1 protein-coding gene (only partly in view) is annotated in these 1,241 nt (G+C 62.0%); it reads right to left on the bottom strand.

Translation table 11 applies throughout. From position 1 onward, the window contains the following. A protein-coding gene (locus tag GJA_RS25575) for a maltoporin (protein ID WP_081905579.1) crosses the window boundary here: on the bottom strand, positions 1–1,212 show its 5' portion. It extends 24 nt beyond the left edge of the window; the window shows 1,212 of its 1,236 coding nt (coding positions 1–1,212); it begins with the start codon at positions 1,210–1,212; the stop codon falls past the left edge of the window. Positions 1,213–1,241: the final 29 nt, after the last annotated feature.

The following is a 1,241-nucleotide window of genomic DNA, read 5'->3' as shown; positions in this document are numbered from 1 at the left end:
CCAGGTTTCGACCTGGAAGCCGTACGAGGTGCCGCTGGTATTGTTGTTGTAGACCGGGCCGGAATTGTTGGCCGCGTTGACCGACGCGGTCGCCGCGTCGTTCCATTTGCCGTAGGTGACGAAGGCGCGCAATTCAGGACGCGACCACAGGCCAGGGCCGGCCGACAGCGTCGGGGCGATGGTCAGTTTGGTCAGGCGCTTGGCGTCGCCGCCATTCGGCACGGTCACGCGGTCGGTGCCCAGTTCGGTCACCAGCTTGAAGTTGTTGCTGAACGCGTACACAGGGCGTACGCCGATCGAGGTCCAGGTCGACGAACCTTGTGCATCGGACTTGTCGCGCTGTACCAGGGCAACGAATTCCATGCCGAAGTTCCACAGTGGCTGGATCGCCATATCGTTGAAGATACGGGTACGGGTCACGTCGGAACCGAACGAGGTGCTGCCCGAGGCGCCGAACTGGCCGTTGCCGGCGCCGCCGATGCCTGGGCCCACGCCGTGCTGCAGACCGAAGGTGTTCGAGCCGCCGAATACTTTATCCTGGCGGTGGAACGCCGACACTTGCCAGCCATTGTGTTTCGGGCCAAAGATATCGGTATCGCGCCCTTGCGCCGTGATGATCGTGGTCGCGATGTCCAGCTGGCCGTTTTCATTGACCGGGATTTCGCCCCAGATGAAGTTCTGGCGGGTCGCGGCGGTGGTGCCCAGTACCGTCGGCGCCTTGGTCACCGGATCGGTGCCGATCGCATTGACGTCGTTGTCCTTGAAGAAGGCGTACGAGAATTTACCAGGTCCCAGCGGCAAACGGTCCAGGCCGGCGCCGGTGCCGTTCAGGTTGATGTACTGCATATCCAGCATGTGGACGTCAGGACGGTAGTAGAAACGCTTGCCGGCCCAGGCCGTGCCGCCTTTCAATATGTCGATGCCCTTGGCTTCGACATAGGCCTTGACGATGCCGATCTTGTTGGAACCGAAGTCGGAGTTGGGGGCGAATGCATTGACCCAGAACGTGCCGACGTAGCTGACGCCGTCCGATTTCGCGATTTCCTTGGTGTAGCCGAATTCGGTGTAGGCATCGCACTCATTGCCGAGACGATATTTCATGGTATTGCCGCCCAGGCCGAAGCAGCTTTGCGGGCCGCCGTCGCCGCCGGTGGTGCTGCCGGCGCCAGCGCGCAGGTAGCCGTGGAAACCTTCTTGATCAGTTGGGAACATCGGGCCGGCGACTGCCGATCCGCAAGCCA

Origin of the sequence: Janthinobacterium agaricidamnosum NBRC 102515 = DSM 9628 (assembly GCF_000723165.1) — a bacterium.
GTDB classification, from domain to species: Bacteria; Pseudomonadota; Gammaproteobacteria; order Burkholderiales; family Burkholderiaceae_D; genus Janthinobacterium; species Janthinobacterium agaricidamnosum.
The sequence above is the reverse complement of the archived record's forward strand: the minus strand, read 5'-3'. Positions and strand labels throughout refer to the sequence as shown.